A 22,170-nucleotide genomic window follows, 5' to 3' on the forward strand; every position below is an offset into this window, starting at 1 on the left:
CCGCCGGGCATGGCCCGGCGCTACCGCTCCCGCGCACCTGCATCCGCCGGGCATGGCCGGCGCGACCGCTCCCGTGCACCTGCGTGCGCCGGGCATGGCGGTGCAGGGGTAGCGCCGGGCCATGCCCGGCGGCGGGGTGTCAACCCGCGTTGGCCCCGCGGTGGCGGGCACCTTCCAGGATCGACAACCCGGCCAGCAGGCCGACGATGGTGACGTAGAAGCTGGCCGTCATCTGGTGCGCGAACATCGACTGGGTCAGCCCGCACAGCACGTACGTGGTCACGATCATGATCCCGGCCGCGGCAGGCCCGCGGAACGTACTGCGCCCGCTGCGCCGATGCAGGCGCACGAACACCCACAGCGGAACGCCATACACCGCCAGCAGCAGCAGCAGGCCGGGCATGCCCTGGGTGGCGGCCCATTCGGCCACGTCGTTATGGGCATGGCCAAGGTGGCAGCGCTGTTCGTCCGGGTTCTCGCGGCAGACCGGCACACGCTGCATCGCGTCATCGAAGTGGCCGATTCCGACACCGACCAGCGGGTGGTCCAGGAAGGTATCCCAGGCAACCTGCAGACGCTCCACGCGGGCACCGGCGGAAGAGTCGCTGTCGCCCTGCTCCATGCGCTGCACGTCGCTGTGCAGCTCGCTCAGCCGCACCTGGTGACGCAGCTCGGGCACCGACAGCAGCAGGGTGGCGCCAATCGCCAGCATGCCTGCCAGCACCGACAGGCGGGCGGTGCCGGTCCGCCAGCGCAGGCTCAGCGCCAGCACCACCAGCAGAGCCAGCAACGCCGCGAACACGCCACGGCTGCCGGTCAACACGATGGTTCCACAGCCGGCCGCCATGCCGACGATCACCAGCGACCAGCGTCGCGAAGGTCGGCAGAACACCAGCAGCACCATCAGCACCATCACGATGTCGGCCAGCACGATGGCGTTGGTGAACAGCTCCGCACGCGGAGCCCCCTGCAGTACCTGCCACAGCGACATCGCGAAGGTGACCAGCAGCCCGGCCAGCGCGCCACGCCAGAGCCAGCGCAGGTCCGGGCGCAACGCGCAGACCCACAGGGCGATCCAGGGGATCACCACGAAGCGCGAGCGGTTGTCGACATCGCGCAGCCCCTGCTCGAACAACAGCACCGACAGCAGGCCCAGTGCCAGCACCGCGAGCATCAGCCAGGTCAGCACCTTCACCGGCTGCCCGCCCATGTGCCGGGCGCGCCACAACAGTTCCGGCGCCAGCAGCGTGCTGGCCAGCAGCAACAGGCCATACGGAAGCAGGTTGATCGGCACGGTCAGCACCAGCGCCGGAAGGCAGAACAGACCGATCTGCGCCAGCCAGTGCGCCGTGCGCTGCCGACCGCCGACGGGGGCACCCGGCAGGTCGCCGGCCGCGGGGTTCAGGTTGTCCGGTGGAGCTGGCACGTCGGAAGTTTCGCTGCGGGTGTGCGGGAAGAACGGGGGCGGCCACAACGGCCACTCCCAGTGTGCTGTTTTACTGCCTTTGTCGCCTGTTGGGCAGTCTGGACAAGCGTGGACACAGGTCGTTATCCCCGTTCCTGCAAACGCCGTTCACGTTCGCGCTCGCGATCGCTGGCCCGGCAGGGCGCGACCACCGCCTCCGCCGGCACCAGCCACCAGCGTCGACGATTGGCCACGCCCGCCGGTTCGGCCCGGTCGCGGTCCACGCACGGCAACAGGGCGTCCTCCTGCACCAGCAGCCAGCGCCGCGCCGGCACCAGCCGCTGCCAGCGCGTCGCCGCCTGCAGTTGTTCATCCCAGGGTGTGTTGAAGCCGAACGTGGCCGCCGGTCGATCGGCCATCAGCAGGTTCTGTTCCTTCCAGGCCACCAGGCCCAACTCGGCCTGCGGGCCGATGCGCTCCCCCACATGGCGCATCAGGCCCCGCGCCGAACCCGAATCGTTCAACAGCGGGTAGCCCACCAGGCTGTACAGCACCCACACCGTGGCCAGGGTCGACACCATGGCCAGATGACGCCGGCCACGGCCAGACAGCAACAGGCTGGCCACACCGCAGGCGCCCATCGCCAGCGCCGCCCAGGCCAACGCATCCATCACGCCCGGTGCCAGACCACGTTCGTGCTCCAGCCTCGACTCAAATCCCGGCTCGCCCAGCAATGCCAGTGCGCCTGCCAGCAGCGTGCCGAGCGCCAGGGCCAGCGTGAACAGCCCCAGCAGTGCCTGCACGTCGCGACGACGCAGAAGGCCGGGCAGCAGCGGCGCCAGGGCCAGGCAGAACATCGGCAGCGCAGGGAGAATGTACACATCGCGCTTGCCCTCGGGAATCGAGAAGAACAGCACGATCAGCAACCACCACCCCAGCAGAAGCAGGTAGCGCGCGTCGCGTCGCTGCAGCCGGCGGCGCCAGGCCGGAATCGCCCACGGCAGTGCCAGGAACGCGGGAAGCCACATCGACGGCATGATCGCCAGGAAGTACCACCACGGCTGGTGATGGTCCCAGGACTGGGCATAACGCCCTGCGGTCTGCTGGAACAGGATGTCGTCCATGTAGGCGCGGTACTCGTCCAGCCCGGTCGCCAGCGCCGCCAGCACCATCGGCAGCAGCCACAGCGCCACGGCCAGCAGGAACGCCAGCGGCGCCAGCCAGAAGCGCAGGTCGCGCGCATGCAGGCGCACACCGTTCCACCGCAGCGCCGAGCCGATCACGGCCGGAACGAGCATCAGCAGGGCGATCACACCCACGCCCTTGGTGATGACGCCGATCCCGGCGAAGAACCAGCCCAGCCACCACCAGCGCCATGCCGGGCCCAGCAGCAGGTGGCGCAGCAGCCCGTAGTTGGCCAGGGTGATGAACAGCACCACCAGCGGATCGATCTGTGCCTTCTTCGCCTGGAAGGTGAACTGCAGTGCGAACAGCAGTGCCCAGCCTGCGTACAGGCCGACGCGTCGCGTCCACAGCCGACCGCCGAGATCGACCACGCACCACAACGTGCCCAGCGCGGCGATCAGCGAGGGCAGCAGGAACGCCAGCCGCCAATCGCCGATCAGGTGATAGAGCGTGGCCTGCCACCACATCAGCATCGGCGGCTTGTCCGAGTACAGCTCCAGGCCGCGATGCGGGAACAACCAGTGACCGCTGTCCACCATCTGCTTGGCGACGAGCGCGAAGCGCGGCTCATCCGACGGCCAGGGATCGCGCAGGCCGAGTCCAGCCCCCAGCACCAGCAGGGCCATCACCACGAACAACCACGTCTCTCGCGACGCGCGGGTTTTCAGCATGAGGACTTGAACGGCAGCGGATTCACACCGCTTTTAGCAGACGCGCGTAGAAGAATCCGTCAGCATCGCTGTCACCGGGCAGTCGTTGGCGTGCAATGCCTTCGCAATCCAGCCCGAACGCCTCGTCCAACGGCTGCGCCACCGCATCCGGGTGCCACTTCAGGAACGCGCGGATCTGCTCGATGTTCTCCGCACGCAGGATCGAGCACGTGGCATACAGCAGGACGCCACCGGGGCGCAGCATCGACCAGCATGCCTCCAGCAGCCGGGCCTGAACGCCGACCAGCGCATCGATGTCCTCGGCGCGGCGGTGGAACATCACATCCGGCTGGCGGCGGATCACGCCCGTGGCCGAACAGGGCGCATCGAGCAGGATCGCATCGAACGGCGTGCCGTCCCACCACGCGCCAGGATCGCTGGCGTCTGCCGCCAGGGTCTGTGCGCCCTCACCGACACCCGTGCGCGCGTACGTGTCACGGGCACGCGCCAGGCGACGGGCGTCGATGTCCAGCGCCAGCAGGCGCAGGCTGGGATCACGCTCCAGCAGGTGCGCCGACTTGCCGCCCGGTGCGGCGCAGGCATCCAGTACCCGCGCCCCGGCGGCCGGCGCCAGCGCATCGGCCGCGCACTGCGCCGACAGATCCTGCACCGAGAGCGCGCCCTCGGCGAAGCCGGGCAGCTGGTTGACAGCGACCGGCGTCGCCAGCCGCAACGCGTCCGCACTGAGCGGACTCGGCTCGGCGACGATACCGGCCTCGGCCAGCACGGCCAGGACTTTCTTGCGGCCACCGTGCTGGCGGTTGGCGCGCAGCCACAGCGGCGCAGGCTGCAGGCTGGCGCTGAAGATCGCCTCGGCCTGCGCCGGCCAGTCGCGCTCGATGGCCTCGGCCAGCCAGGCCGGAAATGCATCGCGGGCCGGCTGTTCCGGGAATCCCTCACGCTGGGCGCGGCGCAGGATGGCATTGACCAGGCCCGCCTGGCGCTCACGGCCCAGCGCACGCGCTGCGTCGACGGTGGCCGACAGGGCCGCGTGCGCCGGCAGTTCCAGTACGTCCAGCTGGGCGAAGCCGACCATCAGCAGCGTGCGCAGGTCTGCATCGCGCGCCGAGAGCGGCTTCTGCATCCACGCCTGCAATGCCGCGTCATAGGTACTGCGACGGCGCAGCACGGCAAAACACAGCGCTTCCAGCAACGCCCGATCACGGCTGTCGGCCAGCTTCGGCAGGGCCCACGCCAGTTCCGCCTTCAGCGAACGGCCACGGGTGAACACCTGGGCCAGCACGCGTGCGGCCAGCATGCGGGTGGCTGCACCCGGCGCCGCCCTGGCGATGGAGAAGTCATTCTGTTTCGTCACCGCTTACGCTCCCACGCGCAGGTCGCGACGGGCGTTGAGGTAATCGGCGGCAGTGATCGCCTTGCCACCTTCGCGCTGCAGCACGCGCAGGCGCAGCGCGCCCTGGCCGCAGGCAATGTCGATGCCTTCGCGGCCGGCAGCAAGTACCGTTCCCGGTGCCTGGCCGTGCTCCATCGCCTGCGCCACGGCGCCATGGATGCGCACGCGCTCGCCGGCCAGCGTTGCTTCGGCGACAGGCCACGGGTTGAACGCGCGTACGGTCCGCGCCAGCACCGCTGCATCCTGCGTCCAGTCCAGCTTCGCCTCGGCCTTGTCCAGCTTGTGTGCGTAGGTCACGCCCTGCTCCGGCTGCGGCCGCGCGATCGGCTTGATGCCGGCGCGCAGCAGTCCCAGGCCATCGGACAACACCTGCGCACCCAGCTCGGCCAGCTTGTCGTGCAGCTGGCCACCGGTATCGGTGGCCGCGATCGGCAGCGCCTGGTGCAGCAGCACCGGGCCGGTATCCAGTCCGGCTTCCATCTGCATCAGGCACACGCCCGTGGTCTCGTCACCGGCCTGGATCGCGCGCTGGATCGGCGCCGCACCGCGCCAGCGCGGCAGCAGCGAAGCGTGCACGTTCCAGCACCCGTAGGTCGGGATGGCCAGCACGGCCTTGGGCAGGATCAGGCCGTAGGCCACCACCACCATCAGGTCCGGCTTCAGGTCACGCAGCTGCTGCTGGGCCGCTTCGTCCTTCAGCGATTCGGGCTGGTACACCGGAATGCCGCGGGCCACCGCCTCAAGCTTCACCGGCGAGGGGGCCAGGCCGCGACCACGGCCTGACGGACGGTCAGGCTGGGTGTAGACGGCCACGACCTCGTGGTGGCGCGCCGCTGCGCGCAGCGATGACACCGCGAATTCCGGCGTACCGGCAAAGACAATCCTCATGGCTACCCCACTTGCAGGATGGATTCGTGCAGGAAAGAAAACGGCGCCGTCGGCCGGCGCCGTACAGCCCACGCGCTGCGCGCGGGCACGGGCCACCCCTGCGGGCGGCCCGGAGCGGCGATCACGCCACGTGCTTGCGCTGCTTGGCCAGCTTCTTGCGGACCATCTCGCGCTTGAGCGGCGACAGATAATCGATGAACAGCTTGCCGTCCAGGTGATCCATCTCGTGCTGGATGCAGGTGGCCAGCACTTCGCCAGCCTCCATCTGCTGTTCCTGGCCATTGCGGTCAAGGAACTTCACGGTGATGGTGTCGGCACGGGTCACGTCGGCGAAGATGCCCGGCACCGACAGGCACCCTTCCTGGTACACCCGGCCCCCATCCTTGGCGACGATCTCCGGGTTGATGAACACCAGCGGCTGGTTCTTCTCTTCGCTGACATCGATGACCATGAAGCGCTTGTGCACGTCCACCTGGGTAGCGGCCAGGCCGATGCCCGGCGCGTCGTACATGGTCTGGAACATGTTGTCGACCAGTTCCTGGAAGGCCGGCGTGGTCACTTCGGCGGCGTCGATCAACGCGGCCTTGGTACGCAGGCGCGGATCGGGGAACTCAAGAATCGGGAGGAGGGCCATGGCAGTTTCCGGATAGGGGGCCGGCACGCCGGCATACGTCGCAGATTCTAGCTGCAACGCTTGCCTTGCGCCCCGGTTTCTGGACTATAGTGCGCGGACCTGTTGGGGAATCAGGGCTTCACACCTATGTTGCTTCGTTTTCGTACGGTCGTCGCCGCGGCGATGCTGACCGTGGCTGCCTATGCTACCGCCGTGGAAGTGAATGGCGGGCACCCGGATACCTATGTGGTCCGAAAAGGGGACACGCTGTGGGATATCGCCGCGCGTTTCCTGCAGAAGCCCTGGCTGTGGCCGGAGATCTGGCAGGCCAACCCGCAGATCGCCAATCCGCACCTGATCTATCCGGGTGACGTGCTGAGCCTGGCCTACCTGGACCGTGTGACGGCCCAGCCCGGGCCCCGCCAGGAGGCCCCGATCGATGCCATTCCGCTGGCCCAGGTCGAGCCGTTCCTGAAGCAGCTGAGCGTGGTCGACCGCATCGACCACCTGCCCTACGTGGCGGGCCTGGAAGAAGACCGCCTGCGCGCCAGCAGTGGCGAAGCCGTGTACGTGCGCCTGGCCGATGCCCAGGTCGGGCAGCGCTGGGCCGTGGTCCGCCCGACCGTGCGCTATGGCGTGCCCAAGCCCACCGAGGACCTGACCGCCAATGGCGAGGTCACCCCCGGCAGCGGCAACCTGTGGCGGGCCTACAACGCGCCGACGCGACGTGCGCACCAGATGCTGGGCTACGAGCTGATGCAGGTCGGCACGGGCACCATCACCCAGGTTGCCGGCGGCAAGGTCGAGGCGTCCACCCTGGTGCTGGACAAGAACAGCGGCGGGCGTGAAGTCCGCGCCGGCGACCGGCTGGTGCCGGTCGAGGCAAGGCCCTACGACCTGCAGTTCGTCCCGCATGTGCCGGCGGCGGGCGTCGAGGGCGTGGACGTGCGCGTGCTCGCGGTGACCGACATGTTCAGCGTTGGCGGGCCACGCGATGTGATCGCCATTTCGGCGGGCCGCGCGCAGGGCGTGGACAACGGCACCGTATTCTCGCTGTGGCGGCCGGGCCGCCACGTCGCGCACCGGATGAAGTACCCGGGGTCCTCGCGCATGGATGATTCGCTCAGTACCGGCGCCGGCCGGGTCTCGCTGCCCGACGAGTACGCCGCGCATGCGATGGTGTTCCGCACCTTCGACAACGTCAGCTATGCGCTGGTGATGCAGGGCGTGAAGCCTGTACGGGTGGGCTACAGCGCGCTGCATCCGGACACGAAGTAGGGTTGCCGGGAACATCCCTGACAGCCGCACGCGAAGGCGCCCTAGGGCGCCTTTGTTGTCTGCAGTCGATAGTGGGGGGATGACCAAGCAGGCAGATGAGGCGCTGGTGCGCCTGGTGATGGCGGGAGGCGCGCTGGCGCCGCGGCGGGCACTGCTGCAGGTCGCGGGCAGCGCCGAAGCGGCCCTTGCGCTGGGCGTGGCCGGCTGGCGCGCCCATGGCTGCACCCCGGAGCAGTGCGCGGCACTGGAACGCCCCGATGCGCAGCGGTCGAAAGCCGCCCTGCACTGGCTGCAGGACGACAACCATCACCTGCTGGCCGTTACCGACCCTGCTTTCCCGCCCCTGCTGCCGGAGGTCCCCAACCCGCCGCTGGCGCTGTTCGTGGCCGGCGACCCCGGCCAGGCCTGGCGCCCGGCGGTGGCGGTGGTTGGGAGCCGCTCACCCACCCCGGCCGGTCGTGCACTGGCGGCGCGTTTTGCCGGCAGCTTCGCCGAAGCCGGACTGGCGGTCGCCAGCGGGCTGGCAGCCGGCATCGATGCGGCCGCCCATCTGGCCGTGCTGGACGCCGGCGGCAGTACCGTTGCCGTCATCGGAACGGGCCCCGACCGTGCCTATCCGGACCACCATGCGCCACTGCAGGCCCGGATCGGCGCCGAGGGCGCCGTGCTCAGCGAGTACCTGCCCGGCACGGCTGCCCGTCCCAGCCACTTCCCGGCGCGCAACCGGCTGGTGGCCGGGCTGGCCCTGGCCACCGTGGTGATCGAGGCGGCGCACCGGTCCGGCGCCCTGATCACCGCGCGCCTGGCCGCCGAGGCCGGTCGCGAGGTATGCGCCGTGCCCGGCTCGGTGCTCAATCCGCGGGCAGCCGGCTGCCACCGCCTGATCCGCGAGGGAGCCGCCCTGGTGGAACGGCCCGAGGACGTGCTGGAGCTGCTGGCCCCGGCCCTGCGCCAGCAGCTGCCGGCCTTGCAATCGCGGCTGGCCACCCCCACTGAACAGGCAGTGCCAGCCGACCTGCCGGCACGCTGGGTCGGCGACCCTGACTACCAGCGGTTGTGGCAGGCCCTGGACCTTGACCCAATCAGTATGGATTCACTGATCACGCGCTGTGGATTGACGGCGCCGCAGGTGTCCTCCATGCTGCTGGCCATGGAACTTGCGGGAATCGTGGTCTGCGTACACGGCCGCTACTGTCGAACTCCCTAGTTTCTTCACCTCCACAGCGTCGCGCGACGCAGGCCGAGGGGCAATGAAAGAGAGCATCCTGGATGTACTGCTGTACCTGTTTGAACACTATTTCAGCGAAGATGCGGACCTGATCCGTGACCGCGATTCGCTCCAGAACGGCCTGATCCAGGCCGGATTCAGCCCTACCGAGATCAACAAGGCATTCGACTGGCTCGATGCCCTGGCGGCACAGCGTCCGAGTGTGGCCCAGGCGCGGGTCGATGGCCCGGTGCGCATCTATCACGGGCCCGAGCTGGACAAGCTGGACGTGGAATGCCGCGGTTTCCTGCTCTACCTGGAGCAGCACGGCATCCTCGATGCCGACCAGCGCGAGCTGGTGCTGGACCGGGCGATGGCGTTGGACCAGGACGAACTGGACCTGGACGATCTGAAATGGGTCGTGCTGATGGTGCTGTTCAACCAGCCCGGCGCCGAGGCGGCTTACGCCTGGATGGAAACGCAGATGTTCATGGACGAGCCAGAACCCCTGCACTGACCGTACACTTGGGGCATAGCGCATTCAGGAGCGTGCCCCGTGAGCGAGTGGTTCCATGCAGAAGGCAACCGGCAGCAAGGCCCGCTGCCGGCAGAACAGCTTGTCGAGCTGTTCCGCAACAATCAGATCAGCCTGGACACCCTGGTGTGGCGCGATGGCCTGCCGCAATGGCAGCCATTGCGCAGCGTGGTGGATGAGCTCGGCCTGATCGTGCCGGCCGTCGATGCCGCCCGCGACGACCCCGGGCTGCAGCCCCCTGCCCCGCAGCCTCCGGTACTGCCGGCGGCAACCCCCTATGCCCACAGTGCGCCCGCGGCCGCGTTGCCGCCACCAAAGAAGGGCCTGTCCGGCTGCGCCCTGACCGCCATCATCGGCGGGGCACTGCTGCTGGTGGTGGTACCCATCGTGGCGATCCTGGCGGCCATCGCGCTGCCTGCCTACAACGACTACACGCTGCGCTCCAAGGTCGCCACGTCGCTGACCGCACTGCAACCGCTGAAGGACCAGGTGCAGCATTTCGCCGACGAGGAAGGACGCTGCCCGGGGGCCAACGATGCCGGTTTCCCGGCGCCGGGGGACTTCTCCGCCGCAGGCCTGTCAGCGGTCCACATCGGCCGCTTCAACAACGGTCGTTGCGGTATCGAAGCCACGCTGGCCGCGCCCGGCAAGACCATCGATGGCGATCTGCTGTGGCTGGAATACGACCGCGACAGCGGCCGCTGGGAATGCAGCGGCGAAAGCAACGACAAGTATCTGCCGCAGCAGTGCCGCGGCTGAGCCATCGGCACTACACCCCAAGCAAGGACGACCCAGGAGGGACACACAATGACTGAGTGGTATTTCGCCGAAGGACAGCAACGCCAGGGACCGCTGCCGGTCGAGGACATCCGCCAGCGCTTCCAGCGCGGCCAGCTGACACTGGACACGCTGGTCTGGCGAGAGGGCATGGCGCAATGGGCCGCGCTGCGGCAGGTGGTCGACGAGCTCGGCCTGCAGACCCTGGCCAGCGCCACCACGGCCGCTGACAGTGGCGGCTTCGACCTGCGCAGCGACTACCAGGCCATCGACAACGGCACGGCGCCGCTGCCCGGCACCGGCGCGCTCAGCAGTTCGCCCTACAGCGCGCCGGGCACCGCAGCCATGGCCGGCCACGCACAGCCGGTGATGGGCGGCGAAGTGGTGTACGCAGGCTTCTGGAAGCGCGTGGCTGCCTATGTGATCGACTACTTCGTGCTGCTCATCCCAGGCACGATCATCGGCGTCATTTCCGCCCTGGCACTGGGTGCGGGCATGGGGGCCGCCGGCAGCGGCGAGTCGGCCATCGAGATCATGGGCCAGCTGGTCAGCGGCCTGCTCAACCTGGTGATCTCCATGGTGTACTACACCTGGTTCCACGCCTCGCGCGGCGGTGCCACCCTGGGCAAGATGGCCGTCGGCATCAAGGTCGTGCGCAGCAACGGTGACCGGCTGACCGTGGGACGTGCCTTCGGACGCTACTGGGCCGCCGTGCTGAGCGGCCTGATCCTGTGCATCGGCTACCTGATGGCCGCGTTCACCGAGCGCAAGCAGGGCCTGCACGACATGATGTGCGACACCCTGGTGGTGGACCGCTGGGCCTTCACCGACCAGCCGCAGCTGCAACGCCGCGAGCTGGGCGTGGTCACCATCGCCGTCCTGGTCATCACCGCCCTGCTGGCCCTGGCCGGCCTGGTCCTGATGGTGGCGGCCATCGGATTCATCGCCAAGATGGCCTCCTGACCGGCCATCCTCACGCCTGGGCGCTTGACATGGAGCGTCCGGGCGTGATTCCTCTAATAAGGAAACCTGAACGCCCGGCACCCAACCGGGCGTTCAGTTTATGGATTTGCCCGTGGCCGCTTCACTAATGCGGCCGTTTGCTCCACCCTAGCGGCCCCTCCCCTGCGGCTCGCCCCACAGACACTGCTGCCATGCCCAAGCACCTGCTCATCGTCGAATCGCCGGCCAAGGCCAAGACGATCAACAAATACCTCGGCAAGGACTACACCGTCCTGGCCTCGTATGGGCACGTGCGCGATCTGATCCCGAAGGAAGGCGCGGTCGATCCGGACAACGGGTTCGCCATGCACTACGACGTGATCGACAAGAACGAAAAGCACGTCGATGCGATCGCCAAGGCGGCCAAGGGCGCCGATGACATCCTGCTGGCGACCGACCCGGACCGCGAAGGCGAGGCGATCAGCTGGCACATCGCCGAGATCCTGAAGGAGCGCGGGCTGGTCAAGGACAAGCCGATGCAGCGCGTGGTGTTCACCGAGATCACCCCGCGCGCCATCAAGGAAGCAATCAACCAGCCGCGGGCCATCGCCAGCGATCTGGTGGACGCCCAGCAGGCACGCCGTGCGCTGGATTACCTGGTCGGTTTCAACCTGTCGCCGGTGCTGTGGCGCAAGGTACAGCGCGGCCTGTCCGCCGGCCGCGTGCAGAGCCCGGCACTGCGCATGATCGTCGAGCGCGAGGAAGAGATCGAAGCCTTCATCGCGCGCGAATACTGGTCCATCGCCGCCGAATGCGCGCACCCGTCGCAACACTTCAATGCCAAGCTGGTGAAGCTGGACGGACAGAAGTTCGAACAGTTCACCATCACCGACGGCGATACCGCCGAGGCCGCCCGCCTGCGCATCCAGCAGGCGGCGCAGGGCTCGCTGCACGTCACCGACGTGGCCAGCAAGGAGCGCAAGCGCCGCCCGGCGCCGCCGTTCACCACCTCCACCCTGCAGCAGGAAGCCTCGCGCAAGCTCGGCTTCACCACCCGCAAGACCATGCAGGTGGCGCAGAAGCTGTACGAAGGCGTGGCAATCGGCGATGAGGGCACGGTCGGCCTGATCTCCTACATGCGTACCGACTCGGTCAACCTGTCTCAGGATGCGCTGGCGGAAATCCGCGACGTGATCGCCCGCGATTACGGCATCGCTTCGCTGCCGGACCAGCCCAACACCTACCAGACCAAGTCCAAGAACGCCCAGGAAGCGCACGAAGCGGTGCGACCGACCTCGGCGCTGCGCACGCCGGCGCAGGTGTCGCGGTTCCTGACCGACGACGAGCGCAGGCTGTACGAACTGATCTGGAAGCGCGCGGTAGCGTGCCAGATGATTCCGGCCACGCTCAACACCGTCAGCGTCGACCTGTCGGCCGGCAGCGAACACGTCTTCCGTGCCAGTGGCACCACCGTGGTCGTGCCCGGCTTCCTGGCCGTGTACGAGGAAGGCAAGGACAGCAAGAGCGCCGAAGACGAGGACGAAGGCCGCAAGCTGCCGGCGATGAAGCCCGGCGACCGCGTGCCGCTGGAACGCATCCTGGCCGAGCAGCACTTCACCCAGCCGCCGCCCCGCTTCACCGAGGCGGCACTGGTCAAAGCGCTGGAAGAGTACGGGATCGGTCGTCCCTCGACCTACGCCTCGATCATCCAGACCCTGCTGTTCCGCAAGTACGTGGAGATGGAAGGTCGCAGCTTCCGTCCGTCCGACGTCGGTCGTGCAGTGTCCAAGTTCCTGTCCAGCCACTTCACCCAGTACGTGGACTACGACTTCACCGCCAGGCTTGAAGACGAGCTGGACGCCGTCTCGCGCGGCGAGGAAGAGTGGATCCCGCTGATGTCACGCTTCTGGGAGCCGTTCAAGGAGCTGGTCGAGGACAAGAAGGAATCGGTTGATCGTGCCGAAGCCAGTGGTGCGCGCGAGCTTGGCACCGACCCGAAGACCGGCAAGCCGGTCAGCGTGCGCCTGGGTCGCTTCGGGCCGTACGCCGCCATCGGCAGCACCGCCGAAGATGCCGAGGAGAAGCCGAAGTTCGCTTCGCTGCGCCCGGGCCAGTCGATGCACACCATCACCCTGGAAGACGCGCTGGAGCTGTTCCTGATGCCGCGCGCGCTGGGTGAGGACAAGGGCGAACCGGTCAGCGTCGGCATTGGTCGCTTCGGCCCGTTCGCCAAGCGTGGCAGCACCTATGCCTCGCTGAAGAAGGAAGACGACCCGTACACCATCGACCTGGCCCGCGCCGTCTTCCTGATCGAAGAGAAGGAAGAGATCGCGCGCAACCGGATCATCAAGGAATTCGAAGGCAGTGACATCCAGGTGCTGAATGGCCGCTTCGGCCCGTACATCAGCGACGGCAGGATGAACGGCAAGATTCCCAAGGACCGCGAGCCCGCCTCGCTGACGCTGGCCGAAGTGCAGCAGCTGATGGAAGAAACCGGCAAGCCGGTGCGCAAGGGCTTCGGCGCGAAAAAGGCCGCTGCCAAGAAGGCACCGGCGAAGAAGGCAGCGGTGAAGAAGGAAGCCGCGCCGAAGAAGGCACCGGCCAAGAAGGCGGCCGCGAAAAAGGCGCCGGCAAAGAAGGCCGCCGCCAAGAAGGCACCGGCGAAGAAAGCGGCCAAGAAGGTCGTCAAGAAAGCCTGATGCGGGACAGCGCCCGGCCATGGGTCGGGCGCAGGCAGTGCAGTACCCGGTCCGCCGCCGCCTCGATGGCGCCGGTCCACCCCATCTGCACGCGGTGGGAGGATAATGAAGGCCCATGCCGGGCCCGTCGCCACCATGAAAGAACTCACCCTGGATTCTGCCGTCACCCTGCTGCGCTCCGGCGGCGTGATCGCCTATCCCACCGAAGCGGTCTGGGGCCTGGGATGCGACCCGTCGCACGAAGCGGCGGTGCACACGGTGCTGCGGCTGAAGCAGCGGCCGATCGAGAAGGGCATGATCCTGGTGGCCGCCGAGCTGGCGCAGCTGGAAGGCTGGGTACGCCTGCAGGCGTTGCCCGACGAGCGTCAGCGTGCAGTGCTGGCCAGCTGGCCCGGTGCCAACACCTGGATTCTTCCTGCCGGATCACGCGCGCCAGGCTGGATCACCGGCGAACACAGCGGCATCGCGGTGCGCATCAGCGCCCACCCGCTGGTGGCGGCACTGTGCCACGCGTGGGGCGGGCCGCTGGTCTCCACCAGCGCCAACCTGGCCGGCGAGCCGCCGGCACGCAGCCGCGAGGAACTGGATCCGCGCCTGCTGCGCCTGCTGGACGGTATCCTGGACGGCCCGACCGGCGGCCTGGCCCAGCCGACGCCGATCCGCGATGCGCTCAGCGGCAACGTCCTGCGATCCTGAGCCGCCCTGTGGACGCGCGGATTGCGCCGCTCCGCCGGATCCCGCACGCTGCCTCCATGAGCCCGCTGCGCGCCGCCCTCTGCCTGAGCCTGCTGCTGCCATTGACCGCCACCGCCGGCGACGATGTGCGTGTCTACCGCTGTGTCGGCAGCAACGGCACCGTGGCACTGCAGGACACGCCGTGCAGCAGCGGCCGCCAGGAAGTGCGCGACCTGCAGCGGCCGCGTGATCCGGCGCCGCAGGTGGTGCGCAGCGACGCCGCGCCCGCAACCAGCACGCCGCCGGCCGTGATCGAGCGCGAGGTCCGGCACGTCTACGTACAGCCTCCGCAACCGATGTACGAATGCGTTACCGCCGACGGCGAGCGTTACACCAGCGACAGCAACGAAGGCAATCCACGCTGGGTCCCGCTGTGGACCACGGTCTGGTCGCCGCGCGGCCATTTCGGGCCAGGCCATCCCGGGCCCCGTCCGGCCACGGGCGCATCGGCCGGAGGTCCACCGATCTACCGGCCACCTGCGGTCGGCGTCGGTGTGCAGGTGCCGGCAGGCAACATCCTGGTCCGCGACGCCTGCCATGCGTTGCCGCCGCAGGAAGTCTGTTCGCGCCTGCGCGATCGCCGCTGGGAGCTGGACCGCCGCTACAACAGCGCGCTGCAGAGCGAGCGCACCGCGATCAGCAACGAACAGCGCGGTATCGATGCGCGCCTGTCGCGCGACTGCGGGCGTTGAGCCCCTGCCCGTGTAGGCTGCACGCATGAGAAGAGCACTCTGGCTGGTTCTGGCGCTGCTGCCCGCAAACGCGTTCGCCGAGGACATGGTGATCTACCGCTGCACATTCAGCAGCAGCGACGTTCCTACCCTGCAGCGCACGCCCTGCCCCGAAGGCAGCACGCAGCAGATCCAGCGGGTACCGGAGCCATCAGCGACTCCGGCACCGCGCGTGGAGCCGCCCGCCGGCCAGGAAATGGAGCTCGCCCCGTCGTCAGCGCCGCCGCCGGCAGCGGCGGACACGCCGCGCGGGCTCGACCAGGCGCGCACCATCATGGAAGCGGGCATGGTTGAACCCGCTGGCGGCGGCGACGCCATTCTGGACAGCGCAGCGCTGCCGCTGCGGACGGACCCGGCAAGCCGCAGCGACACCGCGCCACGGGCACCGCTGCCGCCGATCTTCCAGTGCAGCAGCGAGGAAGGAAGCCGCTACCTGCACGAGTACGAGGCGGCGCCACCGCACTGCGTGCTGCTCGACGTACAGGGTCTTGGCGGTGTCACCCCGGCCAATGCCGCCAGCTGCGAAGTGGTACGCGACCGCTGCGAGGAGGTTCCCGAGATCCAGCGCTGCGGCAGCTGGCAGCAGCGCCTGCGCGACGCCCGGGGGCGCGAGCGCTTCGCCGCGCCGGAGAACCTCGACGCCGCGCGCAGCGAGCGCGAGCGTCTGCAGGCCGTGCTCGAGGCCAGCGACTGCCCGGTACCGGGGTGAGGACCTGCCGGCGTGGCGCGGGCCCAACGCGGTGACGGTCAGAACCCGTAGCGCAGGAAACCGCCGTCCACGGCGATGCATTCGCCGGTGACATAACTCGCCGCCGGCAGGCACAGGAAGCCCACGGCCGCGGCGACTTCCTCCGGCTCACCGATGCGGCGCATCGGCGTGCGATCGATGACTTCCTCGTAGTAGTCAGGGTCGGACAACGGCCCGGAGGTGCGGCGCGTGCGGATGTACCACGGCGCCACCGCGTTCACGCGGATGCCGTCCTCGGCCCATTCCACGGCCAGGTTGCGGGTCATCTGATGCATCGCCGCCTTGCTCATGCCGTACACCACGCCACTGCGCACATGGGTCAGGCCGGAGACGCTGCCGACGTTGACGATGGCCGACGAGGCGTGACGTGCCAGCAGCGGATGCGCATAGCGCGACAGTTCAAACGCCGAGAACAGATTGGTCTCGAAGATGCCGCGCCACTCGTCCTCGGTATAGTCGATGGCGGCGCGGGTGATGTTGCCACCCGCATTGTTGACCAGCACGTGCAGGCCATCGGCATGGTCCTCGACCCAGTCAAGGATCTGCCGGCGATCCTCGTCGTCGGAGACGTCGGCGGCAAGCGCGCGCACCTGCTGGTCGGGATAGGCGTCGGCCAGCTCGTCGCGCGCGGTTTCCAGCGCGTCGATGTCGCGCCCGACAATCATCAGGTCGGCACCGAAGCCGGCCAGTTCACGCGCGATGGCCAGGCCGATGCCGGCGCTGGCGCCGGTGATCAGTGCGGTCTGCCCGTCCAGTCGCCACCGTTGCTGGGTCATGTGTCCTCCCGGGCTGCGCCCGCTGTGTTCCGATGCAGAAAGGATACGCGCTCACGGCACGCCCCTGCCGGCGGTGCCACACTGGCCGCACGCCCGTCGTGGAGAGCCACCATGCGCATCCTGATCCTGTCCGTACTGCTGTCGGCGACTGTATTGCTGGCCGGCTGCCAACGCCCACCGGCACCGGACCCGGAACGGCCGCCGGAACCCCAAGCCCTGGCCCGTGCAGCGCAGCAACCGATCGATCGCGCGCGCGCCGTGCAGAAGACCGTCGATGATGGCGCCGAGCGCGAGCGCAGCGCGGAAGCCGACGCAGCGCGCTGATCGCCGCGATGGCGCTGTCAGCGGAGCGCCGCCAAACGAAAACGCCCGGCCAAGGGCCGGGCGTTTTCCGTCGATCCACGCTACGCGTGGCTGGCTGTGCTCAGAACCCGCAGAAGCAGTACGCCAGGGTCTTTACCGGAGCGCCGTTACCCTTCTCGCGCGCGGCGTTCTCGACGAAGCGCAGCTGGGTATCCACTTCCGGCATCGTGCGCGCCAGCATCATCCGCGCCACGCCCGAATCGGACAGCATCCAGGCACCAGTACGGCTGCCGGCAAACCCACTGACGAACTGCGCGAACGGGGTCGCGGCCTTTTCGATGTAACGCACGCGGAACTTGTCTTCGCCGCCCAGCTTGGCGCGGCTGGCGGCGTCGGCCACGGCGTCTTTCAGGCCACCGAAGGCATCGACCAGACCACGTTCCTTTGCCTGCGCGCCACTCCAGACACGGCCACGGGCCACCTCATCAATGGCCTCGACCGGCTTCTTGCGTGCTTCGGCGACACGTCCGGTGAAGTCGGCGTAGCCCTTGTTGATGACCGTCTGGATGACCTGGCCCACCGCCGGATCCATCGGACGGGTGACGTCGAACGCACCGGCGAAGCGCGTGGTGCCGACACCATCGGTATGCACGCCGATCTTGTCCAGCGCGCGGCTGAAGTTCGGGATCATGCCGAAGATGCCGATCGAACCGGTGATGGTCGAGGGATCGGCGTAGATGCGATCGGCATTCATGCTGATCCAGTAACCACCGGACGCGGCCAGGTCACCCATTGACACCACCACCGGCTTGCCGGCGGCCTGCAGGGCCACCACTTCACGGCGGATCTGCTCGGAGGCGAACACTTCGCCACCCGGCGAATTCACGCGCAGCACCACGGCCTTGACCTGCTCGTCGTCGCGGGCAGCGCGCAGCAGCGCCGACGTGGACTCACCACCGATGCGGCCGGCCGGCAGGTCACCGCCACTGATCTCGCCGGCGGCAACCACCACGGCCACCTGCGGGCGTGCATCCACCGGACTGCGGCGGGCGTCGAGCAGGGCCATGTAGCGACCGAAATCGACATTGCGGAAGCCGCCCTCAGCGTCTTCATCGGCCACGCCGCGTTCGATCATCAGGTCTTCGAACTCCTCGCGGGTCTTCAGCGCGGTCACCAGCTTCTGCTGCAGGGCGAACTTGGCCAGATCGCCACCGGCAGCCGCCACGCCTTCGGGCAGCGTATCGATGCCGGCGGCCAGTTGCGCCGGATCCAGCCGGCGCGCCTTGGCGATGTCGCCCAGATAGCGCTGCCACACGTCGTTCATCCAGTACAGGTCGGCTTCCTTGGCCGCCGGCGAAGCAGCATCAAGCACATAGGGCTCGGCCGCGGACTTGTACTCGCCCACCTTGAACAGGTGCACGTCCACGCCCAGCTTGTCCTGCAGGCCGGAGCGGAAGTACTGGCGGTAGCGGCCCAGACCCTCGAGCACCACCGATCCCATCGGATCCAGGTAGACCTCGTCGGCCTGCGCAGCCAGCAGGTACTGCGACTGGCCCATGCTTTCGCTGTAGGCCACCAGCTGCTTGCCGGACGCGCGCAGGCTCTGCAGCGCGGCGGCGACTTCACGCAGCGAGGCGAAGCCGGAGGGCTGCAGCTTGTCCAGTTCCAGCACCACGCGCTCGATCTTCTTGTCCTCGCGCGCCGACTCGATCACCCGGACCAGGTCACGCAGCTGGACCTCTTCGGCGCTGTTGTCGCCCACGGCCTTGGCCAGCGCGCGGCTGACCGGATCGGCGCTGAACTGCTCGACCAGGCGCCCTTCCGGTGCGATCACCAGGGTCGTGCGGTCCTGCAGCGATTTGCTGGCGCCGGCGCCCATGCCGGCAGCGATGACGAACACCACCAGCAGCAGGAACAGCAGGCCGAAGAACACCAGGTTGAGGATCAACCGGCGGGTGAAATTCATGACGTCCCACAGCCCGATGAAGAAACTGGCGACGGGATTGCGACGCGCCTGGGGCAGCGGGGGCACGGGTTGATTCATGGAGCGCTCCGGATGGCTTCTTGCCGTGGTAACAGCATAGCCGGTGCCGTGTGAGGCGGCATCGGACACAAGTCAGGGGATCGCCCGTCACGGGGTGACGGGCGGAGGGTCAGGACAGCGCGGACTGGCCGATGCGCTGGCTGCTGCGACGCAGGCGCCAGCCCATCAGGATGGCAGCGGCAGTGAGGCCGACGATCAGGCCGATCCACATGCCCTGCGGGCCCATGCCCAGCCCCAGGCCGAGCCCGGCGCCGAGCGGCATGCCCAGGCCCCAGTAGGCGAACATGGCGATGAACATCGGCACGCGGGTGTCTTTCAGGCCGCGCAGAGCACCGGCCGACAGCACCTGGATGCCGTCCGGGAACTGGAAGGTGGCCGCGTACAGCAGCAGCGTGGAGGCCAGGCCGGCCACCGCCAGATCGTTGGTGTACACCCCGACGATGGCATCGTGGCCGAACAGCAGCACCAGCGCGGACAACGTCTGTGTACCCATGATGATCGCGTAGCCGGCCCAGGCTGCACGACGCACACCGAAGCCATCACCCCGCCCCACTGCATGACCCACGCGCACCGTGGTGGCCTCGGCCACGCCCATCGGGATCATGAAGCACAGCTGCGCCACGTTGATCGCGATCTGGTGGGCTGCCGCCTCGTTGGCGCCGAGGCGGCCGATCAGCAGCGCGGTGACGATGAACAACCCACCTTCCATCAGCACGGTGATGCCGATCGGCAGACCGGTGCGCAGCAGGTCCCAGATCGCCTTCCAGCGCGGCCACTCGAAGTGCGAGAACAGCTGCAGATGGGCGAATCGCCGGGTACGCCACAGATAGAGGGCAAATGCGCTTGCCTGCAACCACATCATCACCGCCGAGGCGATGCCCAGGCCCTCGGCACCCAGCTCCGGGAAGCCCAGCTTGCCGTTGGCCAGCACGTAGCCCATCGGCGCCAGCACCACCAGGCCGCCGAAGCCGATCAACATGGTCGGCAGCGTCCAGTGCATGCCCTCGCTGAGATAGCGCATGCAGAAGTACAGCGTCAGCGCCGGCCCGCCCCAGCGCACCGCATGCAGGAACGCTGTTGCGCCGGGCACGATGTCCGGCGCGATGCCGAAGGCGGGCAGCAGCGGCGGCACCACCGTGAGGAAGGTGAACATGATCAGGCCCAGGCCCAGCGCCAGCCACAACGCCTGCCGGAACAGCGGACCGATCTCGCGCTCGCGGCCGGCGCCGTGCAGCTGTGATACCGAGGCGGTCAGCGAGATCAGCGTGCCGATCGGAATCAGCATCGGCAGCCAGAGCAGGGCCGTGCCGATGGTCACGGCCGCCAGGGTTGAGGTGGCGTGATGACCGGCAATCACGTTGTCGACGAAGGAGATCAGGCCGGTGGAGACATGCCCGAGCACGAGCGGCAGGGCGAGCAGACCGGTGGCGCCGACTTCCTTGCTGAAGCGCGGCGTGGAGGTTGCGTTGGACATGGGATGCAGAACGCGAACTGCGGTTGCGCGCGAAGGGCACAGGCACCGGGTTGCGGGCCGTCATCTTACGCGCGCGGTGCGTTCATTCCCATGACATGGCGTGAACGCTGGGTTTGACCGCGCGCTTACTGGCCGGCCTGGCGCTTGAGCCAGGCGTCTCGTTCCGCAGCAGGTACGGCGAGGAACGCGCTGCGCACCGCATCGCGTTCCTGCGGCGGCGTGCGCTGGGCCACCAGCGCCAACTGCGCCAGCTGTGCCGGGCTGAGCTGGTGCAGCACGGCCAGTGCACTGTCGCGCTGCTGCGGTGGCAGGAAGCCGAACAGCCCATGCAGCTTGGGAAACTCCACACCCAATTGCGGCCCCAGCCGCCAGCCATCGCGGAACGCCTGGTCCTGTGCCTGGAATTGCGCGCGCAGGCGCTCCTGCTGTGCGGCCGGCAGTGCGGCGAACCGCGTGGCCGCCTGACGGATGCGTTCGCGCTCGCTTTCCGGCAGCGCGCGCCAAGCGGCGTAGTCGGCGCGGCGCTGCCGCTGCTGCTGCGCGTCGAGCTGGACGAACGCGGTGGGTGCCGCCGATGGCGGGACCGCGGGCGTGGCCGCCGGCGCGGGTGGCAGTGGAACATTCAGGGTCTGGGGCGTTGCGGACAGCGACAACGGGATGGCCAGCAGCAGGCTGGTGATCACGGACTTATTCATCGGCGGCGGCGGTTTCCAGCACTGCGCTGGCCGGCTCTGGCCGGCTCGGCTTGGTCTGCGACTCGTCCACCGGCAGCGGACCACCGGCGGCCGTCCAGGCATACAGATCGGCCTCGGCCAGCAACGGATAATCGCGGTCGGCCAGCATTGCTGCGTCATCGCTGGCCGGGGCGCTGTCCGCCTGCGGCGTGGCAGCGACCGTGCTCGGCGGCAGCGCCTCGACCGTGACCGGGCCGGCCTCGGCAACCACCCCCTCCGGCAGCGGCGCATCGCTCACCAGCGACCGACCGCTCCAATGGCGCCAGCCCAGAGCGGCTGCCAGCAGTACTGCCACCGTCAGCAGCAGGATCGCCGGCCCGCGCCAGCGCGGTCGGGCATCGGGGCGCCGGCGCCGGGGGCTGGCAGCGCTCCGTTCATCGCGCTGCGGTGCCCTCCAGCTGGACGTCGGCGCCTGCGGATTGCTGCTGGTGGCAGCTGCCGGCTGCTGCAGCTGCTGCAGGCGCTGCGCCGGCAGGTCGCGGATGCGCTGCTGCACCTGTTCGGCCAGGCCGCGCCAGGCAACGGCATCCGGCTGACCCTGGGCATCACGCGGGCAGGCATCGGCCAGCAGCTGCTGGTAGCCGGCCTCATCACGATCGAGTACCCGCGTGGCGATGTTCTCATCCAGGCTGCCGCCCACCCGCAGCAGCAGGGCCAGCCGTGGCAGCGGTGCCATGCCGCCCAGTGCGGCGAGTGCCGGCGGCCACTGACCCGGGGCCGGCTCGCGCAGTGCCTGCCGCTGCCCCAGCAGGGTCCAGAAGCGGGTCGGCCACTGTGCCATCGGCAGATCGCTGGCAACGGCCGAGAAGGCGCGCATCACCGCCACCAGGGTCTGCTCGGCCCGGGCCGGGTCGCCGCATTGCAGCTCCGCCACCACCAGGGCGCGGCGCTCTACGCCACGCAGAAACGCCGACAGCGCACCGGCCGCGGTCGAGGAAACAGGGGCGGGCACAGCGGTCATCGGTCACTCCAGAGGTCTGCCGGCATGATAGCGGCAGGCCATCGGCGCCCGGCAGGACTTGCGTCCGTGGG

Annotated in this window: 20 protein-coding genes; 10 read left to right on the forward strand and 10 right to left on the reverse strand. The window is 68.7% G+C overall.

The window, feature by feature from the left end:
- Nucleotides 1–139: 139 nt before the first annotated feature.
- From AC5P5M_RS05675 to def, 5 genes are all read right to left on the reverse strand, one after another.
- A complete protein-coding gene (locus AC5P5M_RS05675) occupies nucleotides 140–1,405 on the reverse strand; it encodes an O-antigen ligase family protein (RefSeq protein ID WP_495205718.1) in 1,266 nt (421 codons plus the stop codon).
- Between the two features lie 143 nt (nucleotides 1,406–1,548).
- Complete coding sequence (locus AC5P5M_RS05680) at nucleotides 1,549–3,261, reverse strand: glycosyltransferase family 39 protein (RefSeq protein ID WP_495205643.1); 1,713 nt, start codon at nucleotides 3,259–3,261, stop codon at nucleotides 1,549–1,551.
- A 22-nt stretch (nucleotides 3,262–3,283) separates the two neighbouring features.
- Nucleotides 3,284–4,615, reverse strand: coding sequence for a 16S rRNA (cytosine(967)-C(5))-methyltransferase RsmB (rsmB, locus tag AC5P5M_RS05685; protein WP_495205644.1), 1,332 nt, complete (start codon nucleotides 4,613–4,615; stop codon nucleotides 3,284–3,286).
- 3 nt (nucleotides 4,616–4,618) lie between these two features.
- Nucleotides 4,619–5,542, reverse strand: a complete 924-nt coding sequence (gene fmt, locus AC5P5M_RS05690) for a methionyl-tRNA formyltransferase (RefSeq protein ID WP_065174450.1) — start codon at nucleotides 5,540–5,542, stop codon at nucleotides 4,619–4,621.
- 121 nt (nucleotides 5,543–5,663) lie between these two features.
- Entirely contained in the window at nucleotides 5,664–6,176 is a 513-nt protein-coding gene (gene def / locus AC5P5M_RS05695) for a peptide deformylase (RefSeq protein ID WP_053517114.1), read from the reverse strand.
- A gap of 126 nt (nucleotides 6,177–6,302) precedes the next feature.
- Here def and AC5P5M_RS05700 point away from each other — a divergent pair, with 126 nt between their 5' ends.
- From AC5P5M_RS05700 to AC5P5M_RS05740, 9 genes are all read left to right on the forward strand, one after another.
- A complete protein-coding gene (locus AC5P5M_RS05700) occupies nucleotides 6,303–7,433 on the forward strand; it encodes a LysM peptidoglycan-binding domain-containing protein (RefSeq protein WP_053517112.1) in 1,131 nt (376 codons plus the stop codon).
- Nucleotides 7,434–7,512: 79 nt separating this feature from the next.
- Nucleotides 7,513–8,640 (forward strand): DNA-processing protein DprA, encoded by a 1,128-nt coding sequence (gene dprA / locus AC5P5M_RS05705; RefSeq protein WP_495205645.1) that lies wholly within the window; start codon nucleotides 7,513–7,515, stop codon nucleotides 8,638–8,640.
- 43 nt (nucleotides 8,641–8,683) lie between these two features.
- Nucleotides 8,684–9,157, forward strand: coding sequence for a DUF494 family protein (locus tag AC5P5M_RS05710; protein ID WP_053517108.1), 474 nt, complete (start codon nucleotides 8,684–8,686; stop codon nucleotides 9,155–9,157).
- A 39-nt stretch (nucleotides 9,158–9,196) separates the two neighbouring features.
- Nucleotides 9,197–9,934 (forward strand): pilin, encoded by a 738-nt coding sequence (locus AC5P5M_RS05715; protein WP_495205646.1) that lies wholly within the window; start codon nucleotides 9,197–9,199, stop codon nucleotides 9,932–9,934.
- A gap of 48 nt (nucleotides 9,935–9,982) precedes the next feature.
- Complete coding sequence (locus AC5P5M_RS05720; protein ID WP_053517104.1) at nucleotides 9,983–10,915, forward strand: RDD family protein; 933 nt, start codon at nucleotides 9,983–9,985, stop codon at nucleotides 10,913–10,915.
- A 191-nt stretch (nucleotides 10,916–11,106) separates the two neighbouring features.
- The gene (locus tag AC5P5M_RS05725) at nucleotides 11,107–13,593 is read left to right on the forward strand and encodes a DNA topoisomerase I (RefSeq protein ID WP_312556211.1); all 2,487 of its coding nucleotides are present in this window, start codon (nucleotides 11,107–11,109) and stop codon (nucleotides 13,591–13,593) included.
- A gap of 105 nt (nucleotides 13,594–13,698) precedes the next feature.
- Nucleotides 13,699–14,289, forward strand: a complete 591-nt coding sequence (gene tsaC, locus AC5P5M_RS05730; protein ID WP_080375246.1) for an L-threonylcarbamoyladenylate synthase type 1 TsaC — start codon at nucleotides 13,699–13,701, stop codon at nucleotides 14,287–14,289.
- 56 nt (nucleotides 14,290–14,345) lie between these two features.
- Complete coding sequence (locus AC5P5M_RS05735; RefSeq protein ID WP_495205647.1) at nucleotides 14,346–15,020, forward strand: DUF4124 domain-containing protein; 675 nt, start codon at nucleotides 14,346–14,348, stop codon at nucleotides 15,018–15,020.
- A 25-nt stretch (nucleotides 15,021–15,045) separates the two neighbouring features.
- The gene (locus AC5P5M_RS05740; RefSeq protein WP_253119243.1) at nucleotides 15,046–15,768 is read left to right on the forward strand and encodes a hypothetical protein; all 723 of its coding nucleotides are present in this window, start codon (nucleotides 15,046–15,048) and stop codon (nucleotides 15,766–15,768) included.
- 38 nt (nucleotides 15,769–15,806) lie between these two features.
- Here the strand turns inward: AC5P5M_RS05740 and AC5P5M_RS05745 are convergent, their stop codons facing one another.
- Nucleotides 15,807–16,583 (reverse strand): SDR family oxidoreductase, encoded by a 777-nt coding sequence (locus AC5P5M_RS05745; protein WP_065181584.1) that lies wholly within the window; start codon nucleotides 16,581–16,583, stop codon nucleotides 15,807–15,809.
- A 111-nt stretch (nucleotides 16,584–16,694) separates the two neighbouring features.
- On the opposite strand from AC5P5M_RS05745, the gene AC5P5M_RS05750 reads away from it, so the two are divergent.
- Nucleotides 16,695–16,907, forward strand: coding sequence for a hypothetical protein (locus tag AC5P5M_RS05750; RefSeq protein WP_053515748.1), 213 nt, complete (start codon nucleotides 16,695–16,697; stop codon nucleotides 16,905–16,907).
- A gap of 100 nt (nucleotides 16,908–17,007) precedes the next feature.
- On the opposite strand, the gene sppA is transcribed toward AC5P5M_RS05750, so the two are convergent.
- The 4 genes from sppA to AC5P5M_RS05770 all read right to left on the reverse strand — a co-directional run bounded on the left by sppA (nucleotide 17,008) and on the right by AC5P5M_RS05770 (nucleotide 22,099).
- Nucleotides 17,008–18,930: a signal peptide peptidase SppA gene (sppA, locus tag AC5P5M_RS05755; RefSeq protein WP_053515746.1), complete on the reverse strand. Its 1,923-nt coding sequence runs from the start codon at nucleotides 18,928–18,930 to the stop codon at nucleotides 17,008–17,010.
- Nucleotides 18,931–19,039: 109 nt separating this feature from the next.
- Nucleotides 19,040–20,404, reverse strand: coding sequence for an MATE family efflux transporter (locus AC5P5M_RS05760; RefSeq protein WP_053515745.1), 1,365 nt, complete (start codon nucleotides 20,402–20,404; stop codon nucleotides 19,040–19,042).
- 125 nt (nucleotides 20,405–20,529) lie between these two features.
- The gene (locus AC5P5M_RS05765; RefSeq protein WP_495205648.1) at nucleotides 20,530–21,099 is read right to left on the reverse strand and encodes a DUF3106 domain-containing protein; all 570 of its coding nucleotides are present in this window, start codon (nucleotides 21,097–21,099) and stop codon (nucleotides 20,530–20,532) included.
- Complete coding sequence (locus AC5P5M_RS05770) at nucleotides 21,092–22,099, reverse strand: hypothetical protein (protein WP_128987728.1); 1,008 nt, start codon at nucleotides 22,097–22,099, stop codon at nucleotides 21,092–21,094. Before AC5P5M_RS05770 ends, AC5P5M_RS05765 begins: the two co-directional genes overlap by 8 nt.
- Nucleotides 22,100–22,170: the final 71 nt, after the last annotated feature.

The sequence above is a fragment of the Stenotrophomonas sp. YJH_SMC_106-19 genome (assembly GCF_059368375.1).

Excerpts from the sequence above, each read along its gene's own strand:
- AC5P5M_RS05680 (WP_495205643.1), bottom strand. The coding sequence starts at position 3,261 with ATGCTGAAAACCCGCGCGTCGCGAGAGACGTGGTTGTTCGTGGTGATG.
- fmt (WP_065174450.1), bottom strand. The coding sequence starts at position 5,542 with ATGAGGATTGTCTTTGCCGGTACGCCGGAATTCGCGGTGTCATCGCTG.
- def (WP_053517114.1), bottom strand. The coding sequence starts at position 6,176 with ATGGCCCTCCTCCCGATTCTTGAGTTCCCCGATCCGCGCCTGCGTACC.
- AC5P5M_RS05700 (WP_053517112.1), top strand. The coding sequence starts at position 6,303 with ATGTTGCTTCGTTTTCGTACGGTCGTCGCCGCGGCGATGCTGACCGTG.
- dprA (WP_495205645.1), top strand. The coding sequence starts at position 7,513 with ATGACCAAGCAGGCAGATGAGGCGCTGGTGCGCCTGGTGATGGCGGGA.
- AC5P5M_RS05710 (WP_053517108.1), top strand. The coding sequence starts at position 8,684 with ATGAAAGAGAGCATCCTGGATGTACTGCTGTACCTGTTTGAACACTAT.
- AC5P5M_RS05720 (WP_053517104.1), top strand. The coding sequence starts at position 9,983 with ATGACTGAGTGGTATTTCGCCGAAGGACAGCAACGCCAGGGACCGCTG.
- AC5P5M_RS05725 (WP_312556211.1), top strand. The coding sequence starts at position 11,107 with ATGCCCAAGCACCTGCTCATCGTCGAATCGCCGGCCAAGGCCAAGACG.
- tsaC (WP_080375246.1), top strand. The coding sequence starts at position 13,699 with ATGAAGGCCCATGCCGGGCCCGTCGCCACCATGAAAGAACTCACCCTG.
- AC5P5M_RS05735 (WP_495205647.1), top strand. The coding sequence starts at position 14,346 with ATGAGCCCGCTGCGCGCCGCCCTCTGCCTGAGCCTGCTGCTGCCATTG.
- AC5P5M_RS05740 (WP_253119243.1), top strand. The coding sequence starts at position 15,046 with ATGAGAAGAGCACTCTGGCTGGTTCTGGCGCTGCTGCCCGCAAACGCG.
- AC5P5M_RS05745 (WP_065181584.1), bottom strand. The coding sequence starts at position 16,583 with ATGACCCAGCAACGGTGGCGACTGGACGGGCAGACCGCACTGATCACC.
- AC5P5M_RS05750 (WP_053515748.1), top strand. The coding sequence starts at position 16,695 with ATGCGCATCCTGATCCTGTCCGTACTGCTGTCGGCGACTGTATTGCTG.
- sppA (WP_053515746.1), bottom strand. The coding sequence starts at position 18,930 with ATGAATCAACCCGTGCCCCCGCTGCCCCAGGCGCGTCGCAATCCCGTC.
- AC5P5M_RS05760 (WP_053515745.1), bottom strand. The coding sequence starts at position 20,404 with ATGTCCAACGCAACCTCCACGCCGCGCTTCAGCAAGGAAGTCGGCGCC.
- AC5P5M_RS05765 (WP_495205648.1), bottom strand. The coding sequence starts at position 21,099 with ATGAATAAGTCCGTGATCACCAGCCTGCTGCTGGCCATCCCGTTGTCG.
- AC5P5M_RS05770 (WP_128987728.1), bottom strand. The coding sequence starts at position 22,099 with ATGACCGCTGTGCCCGCCCCTGTTTCCTCGACCGCGGCCGGTGCGCTG.